This is a genomic window from Pseudomonas sp. PA-4-8C, from assembly GCF_021606625.1.
In the GTDB taxonomy this organism is placed as follows: Bacteria; Pseudomonadota; Gammaproteobacteria; order Pseudomonadales; family Pseudomonadaceae; genus Aquipseudomonas; species Aquipseudomonas lactis.
Genome location: NZ_WKCD01000342.1, coordinates 1 through 5125 on the forward strand (window position 1 = coordinate 1; position 5125 = coordinate 5125).

At 53.8% G+C, this 5125-nt stretch carries 6 protein-coding genes; 3 read left to right on the plus strand and 3 right to left on the minus strand.

Annotated features, from left to right (window positions below):
* Positions 1-1669, minus strand: a 1669-nt coding sequence (locus GIW04_RS27575) for an ATP-dependent nuclease (protein ID WP_236479399.1), incomplete at its 3' end; no start/stop codon positions are given.
* Between the two features lie 912 nt (positions 1670-2581).
* Between GIW04_RS27575 and GIW04_RS27580 the strand changes: the two genes are divergently transcribed.
* The 3 genes from GIW04_RS27580 to GIW04_RS27590 all read left to right on the plus strand — a co-directional run bounded on the left by GIW04_RS27580 (position 2582) and on the right by GIW04_RS27590 (position 3835).
* Entirely contained in the window at positions 2582-2959 is a 378-nt protein-coding gene (locus GIW04_RS27580; protein ID WP_120248553.1) for a hypothetical protein, read from the plus strand.
* Positions 2960-3301, plus strand: coding sequence for a hypothetical protein (locus GIW04_RS27585; RefSeq protein ID WP_008020240.1), 342 nt, complete (start codon positions 2960-2962; stop codon positions 3299-3301).
* 204 nt (positions 3302-3505) lie between these two features.
* The gene (locus GIW04_RS27590) at positions 3506-3835 is read left to right on the plus strand and encodes a hypothetical protein (protein ID WP_120248552.1); all 330 of its coding nucleotides are present in this window, start codon (positions 3506-3508) and stop codon (positions 3833-3835) included.
* Here GIW04_RS27590 and GIW04_RS27595 read toward each other — a convergent pair.
* Together GIW04_RS27595 and GIW04_RS27600 are read right to left on the minus strand one after the other, a co-directional pair.
* Positions 3806-4444 carry a LysE/ArgO family amino acid transporter gene (locus GIW04_RS27595; RefSeq protein WP_044268254.1) on the minus strand — a complete coding sequence of 213 codons (639 nt, stop codon included), beginning with the start codon at positions 4442-4444 and terminating at the stop codon, positions 3806-3808. The two genes, GIW04_RS27590 and GIW04_RS27595, sit on opposite strands and share 30 nt — an antisense overlap.
* Before the next feature lie 26 nt (positions 4445-4470).
* Positions 4471-5125: 2OG-Fe(II) oxygenase family protein (locus GIW04_RS27600; RefSeq protein WP_236479400.1), on the minus strand; the 655-nt coding region annotated here is incomplete at its 5' end.

Below are 5125 nucleotides of genomic sequence, written 5' to 3' on the forward strand. Positions count from 1 at the left end.
GGTAGTCGGGGCCGACAATTTCCCGGGCAAGGATCTCGAATTTGGTTAGCGACTTGTACCAGCCGTTCTTTCGGTTCCGGGATGTCAGGGCCAACAGCAAACGCACTTCAGGTGAGTAGGGGTGCTGTTGTTGGCGTAGCCGCAGGATGTCGTCCAGGGAATTGCGTCCCTGAGATTGCGTACTGATATGCGCGGCTACTAGATCTCTATCGAGAAACTCCACAGCACGCTGGAGCATGGTGTCTACTGCAGCATCCGTTAGGCTGAGGAACAGTTCATCTTCCAGGGCCCGCCCTTCCCGCCACGTAATAAACTCCCCTCCGGCCGCGCGATAGGCTTCTACGACCTCAGAAGTCGGGGGCTTGTCAGCATCGACAAGAACCATGACACGGTAACCCAGCTTAAGTAAAGCAAGGCCTCGAGCAAAGCATCGGTCCGGCTCACCTCCTCCCACGTTTACGTAGGCCGTTCCTGCTGCAAGAAGTGAGCGGTAGTTCCGCGCCGTCCAGTACTGATCCAATCCTCTAATGAGCCCGACTTCACTGGCCCCTTCGCAAACGATGACGCTACGAGCGAGAAACGCTTCCGGATCCATTCTAATGGTGCTCTGCACATCGTCTTCGACACCCACTTCAAGCACATGGTGAGTGCCGTCTTGTGCCTTTCGCACTACGAAAATTTGGTCGCCTCGAAGCTCCCTGACTGCCACCGGTGAGTGAGTTGTCAGAAAGGCCTGCAGCGGTGATGGAGCCTCCTTGGCACCCAATGAGTCGAGCAGTCGGACGAGCCTGTGCGGCTCAAGCCCATACTCGACTTCGTCCACTAGAGCGATTGAGGCGCGCTGCGCAGCTGCTCGCTGTAATCCAGCTACCAATAACCGCGAAGAGCCCGTGCCTAACGAACGCAGTGGCACCCCCCACTCATCGTGTAATGCAATGGCGCCGTCGCTGATGGAGACAGCGTGGGCATCCAGTAGGGCTTGTGCCTGCGTTCCGACGGGAACGCCTAAGGCGGTTGCCTTCTCGGTTACGATTCGCAGCGTTTCAGCCAGTTGGGGTCCTGCCTGATTGCCGAAAGTGGCACGCGCCTCACGAGAGGCGTTAGCAAGCTCGGCGCCTAGATTGGGGCGTTCTTCCGTGAGTCGGTTGAGTACGGATCCACGGGTCCACGACAGATTGGAGTTAGCGTAGGTGCCCAGTCGTGCAGGCGCCAACAACAATCGATCTTTCCACGCGATGTTGCGTTCTTGGCCTAAGGCTTGGGCGCGCTCGGACACCAACGTCCAGATTGGTTCGAGCTCGCTGCCCACTATCAGGCGTAGAGAAAGTACGGTTTCGAACCCTTGCATTGGTTCAGCTTGTAGTTGGCCGGTTGTGCTATCGAACGCGTGCAAGTACTGCCCATAGACATCCAGGTTCTTCAGCATGTCTGGTAGCTGACCCAAGGTCAGCGTGATCTGAATGGGTTGGCTCACGTCGAGGCCGAAGAAATCGGTATCCCCCAACGTAATGTTTCGGCGGGCACCAAGGCACAAGTCAATAGCATCCAAGATGGTGCTCTTGCCGCTATCGCCAGAACCAATTAAGCAATTCAGGCCTGGCGACGGAAGCCAGGTGAGTGACCGTATCGACCTGAAATTCTGAATTTCAATCTTGCGAATCCGAACCACGCACCACCTCCTTGCTGACATGTCCTGCTCCGTCATGGCGGTGTAGTTAATCGCTGCATGACGGGCAGTGTGACGGACGCTACGCCTTCCACTATAGACCCGAGCATATCTGGTTCAAGCGACGAAAGATCGGCTGAGTTGTCAGGAGAATCCCGATTGCACTCGGACTCGCCTTGAGCCGGCAGTCCGTTTATGGCTGGTAGCCGCCCTAGTGAGCGAAAGCCCGCAGGTCGATTCCCCCCGCCTTAATCATTTCAAATCGCTCCTCTAGAGCATTCATTTATGTAACGCCTATTCGCCATGTAACACGTACATCGGCAAACCATTCGCAGCAGCGTTACATCTTAATAATTGTTTAAAATCATATATTTATGCATTAGCGTAACGCGCGTAACACCCGTAACACGATTTTATTAGGGCATCCCCCTAGCCCCACTACTATCGTTCCTCCAACGAAGCGAGGTGGGTCAAGCTCTTGGCTTTGGTTCAATAGTGGGGACCCCGGAACATTCTTGATTGTACGGGGTAGGAAACCCGCGGAATCGTGTTAGCGGGAAGCCTCCCAGCTTAGTGAACAGGTGAACCTGGTGAACTCCAGTTCACCTTTGCATTTGCCCTACCGTTTGGGCGATCTGAGGGCATCGTTACCAGGACGGTAACGATGACCTAATTTCTTCAAGATCCTTTCAATTTCAACGATTGAAATTTCAGTAACTTCCCACGCCTCCCACTAACTCGATCCCGCGGGTTTCTGACCCCGTACATTTGGAGGAGCGCCAGGGTCCCCGGAGCTTGCGATGCATTTCGTATGCACTGAGGCCGCCAGCGAAGCGAAAATAGACAAACTCATTGTAGAATCCCTCAATCCTCGGTTGATCTCCGAGCCTTTGCCTCCTCATAAAAGAATCCGAAATGGTCGATATTTCCGAGCAAGAATTGATACGGCGTCTTGAGCTAATGGACGAGGAAACACTGATTTTTATATCCAAATACTCCCAAGATCGACGAAAGCTTGCTAAGACATCCACCCTGATAAGCACGGCGATAGCCACGATTGCCGGTTTTGCACTATCTGTCAGTTTTGTTTTCCCAGGGACAAACACAATATTAGTCGGTGTCATCTCCACCGTGTTAGGAGCCGTCGTTGCAGGTCTAGGTCTGTGGGAAAGACAACGAGAGGAGATGCGCCTTATTAGCCGAGCGCTGAAGGAGTCAGAAGGAGCAAAGAACCCGAATGCAGAGAGAAAAAGGGAGCTGATCGAGAAGTTCCTTAAGGCGGAGGGTCTTTGAATGATTGGCCCAAACACCTTCATTTACATCGCTCTGATTGCAGGCGTGCTGTTTACGATTTATAGCTTGTGTCTGATGAGATCACTTCCGCTGCTGGCAGAGCTTTTCTCGCTGATGCTCTCAGCCGCGGCGGCTTATTCGGGCGTTGAGCTTTGCTATGCCGTGTTAGAAGGAAGCAAAAAGCTTGGAGACTTCCAAGACCAAAAATTGACTATCGTACTTGGCTCTGTCGCCGTCTTCTGGGTTGCTCTATTAACTGCGATAAATTTGGTCAAAGGAGTGGCAGGACGTGCTGAAATTCAGAAAAAAATGTCCGTTGTACCTCAGCAAGAAAATGCATGACGTTCAGAGTCAGAGGACACCTAGCATCCACAAGCCTGTATCCCTACCTGTATCCCTATAAGTATAATCCGGCTACAAGGCACGTTTTATATGGCGCACACGAGTCTCCCTCGGGGCACCATCTTAAAAAAAGACCTTGAAATTCAAGGTCTTTTTTTTCGCCTGCAAAAGAGTGCCAGGCGTGGCAGTGGAGGGAGCGGGACCATGGAGTTGACGCTTGAAGCGGTTGCGTTGTTCGCGTTGAAGCTGGTGCATGAGACTGACCCCGGCAGCCCATTGCTGCGCGATGATCCCGTGATGGAGGGCTATGATCGCGAGGTGTTTGGGTTGTTGGTGCGCCAGGGAAACCTGGCCGAGATCCAGTTGAAGCTCGATGAGTGCATCACCCAGGCGTTGATTGCATTGGGTGGAGCGGACAGCGTTCTCGGGCGTGAATTGCAAAGGCTATCCACCGATGTGCAAAACATCGCTCGTCTTGATGAGTTGACCTGCCCGCTGACCGTACTAAAGGGCTATCTGAAAGATGTGCAATGAATCGTTGATCAGCATAACGGCCAGGTAAACCATCAACACCGCCACCCCTGCATCCAGCCAGCGCCAGACCGCAGGCTTGCGAAACAATACCGTCAATCGCTGACAGCACAGCGCCAACACCACGAACCACACGAGTGATGCCGTCATGGCGCCTGTCGCGAACAGCGCCTGTTGGCCCGCAGGTTTCGTGGCACCGATGGAACCAATCAACACCACGGTATCGAGCCAGGCGTAAGGGTTGGCAAAGCCGAGTATGACCGCCGAGCGCAACAGCCCTCTTTGCGAGTTGCCGCCTTGAGCATCCGGCATGGACTGATCCCGGATACAAGCCAACAGACGTTGGCCACCAAACCAAAGCAGATAGGCAGCGCCGGACAACAGCAATAGTGCCATCACCTCAGGCCGACTTCCCAACAACGAACCTAAACCCGTGACCCCGAAAGCGATCAGGAAAATATCGGCCAATACGCAAATAGCGACAACGCCCCAGATCGGCCCGCGACCGACACCTTGGCGGATCACCAAGGTGTCTTTCGGGCCAGGGGCGGCGAACAGTCCGATACCCAAGAGCAAACCTTCGAGGTAAAGGGCATTGAAGTGAGGAAACATGGACTGTTCGAGCCCTCCAGGACTATTTAGCGCAGTTGAATCGGTTGATTACCGAAACCGGTATGACGAGCATTCACAGTACTGCCCAGATCAATGGGTTTCTGACGATAAAAGGTCGTTAGCAACTGATCCGGATTGGGGTTTGCAAAGTAGATCAATGAACTTCTGGCAACCGGTTTGCTAGGTGCAAGTACAGCATGGTAGGCGGCAGGCACGGCATGATCAGAGAGTTCTGTCAGCAAGGAGCCCGCCAGCACCGCGACCTCGTTCTCCAGAAGGCGTACCGGCTCCAATGATCGTCCTTTCATCAAAACCAGCCCTTCGCGGGTAGGCTTGATAAACGAAAGCATATGCCCGTCTTCATGAGGATCCTGGGCATATTGACGAGAACTGTCTTTGGCCTGTGGACCATAGACACACAACTGGATGTACGATGCAGAGCGAAAGGGGGCCAAGGTTTGAACGCCAAACTCCTCGCAAATGCCATCCATCACTCCCTGGGCCAACTCGCTCATCTGTCGCTCATAACTGCCGACTGCGGCCACGAAAGTACTTCGGGTGAATTCGAAAGCGGTTCTTTTTGAAGCGTGCGCGGGCCAGTAACAAAACCGCTCGCACAGGTCCGGGTGATCCTCGGCAAGGGAGTACTCGGCGCCAAAAGGGAAAAACCCATCCGTGTCC

What these genes read in the sequence shown, in the direction of transcription:
- GIW04_RS27585 (WP_008020240.1), top strand. Translation starts at nt 2,960, where the DNA reads ATGATTGGCCCAAACACCTTCATTTACATCGCTCTGATTGCAGGCGTG.
- GIW04_RS27595 (WP_044268254.1), bottom strand. Translation starts at nt 4,444, where the DNA reads ATGTTTCCTCACTTCAATGCCCTTTACCTCGAAGGTTTGCTCTTGGGT.
- GIW04_RS27580 (WP_120248553.1), top strand. Translation starts at nt 2,582, where the DNA reads ATGGTCGATATTTCCGAGCAAGAATTGATACGGCGTCTTGAGCTAATG.
- GIW04_RS27590 (WP_120248552.1), top strand. Translation starts at nt 3,506, where the DNA reads ATGGAGTTGACGCTTGAAGCGGTTGCGTTGTTCGCGTTGAAGCTGGTG.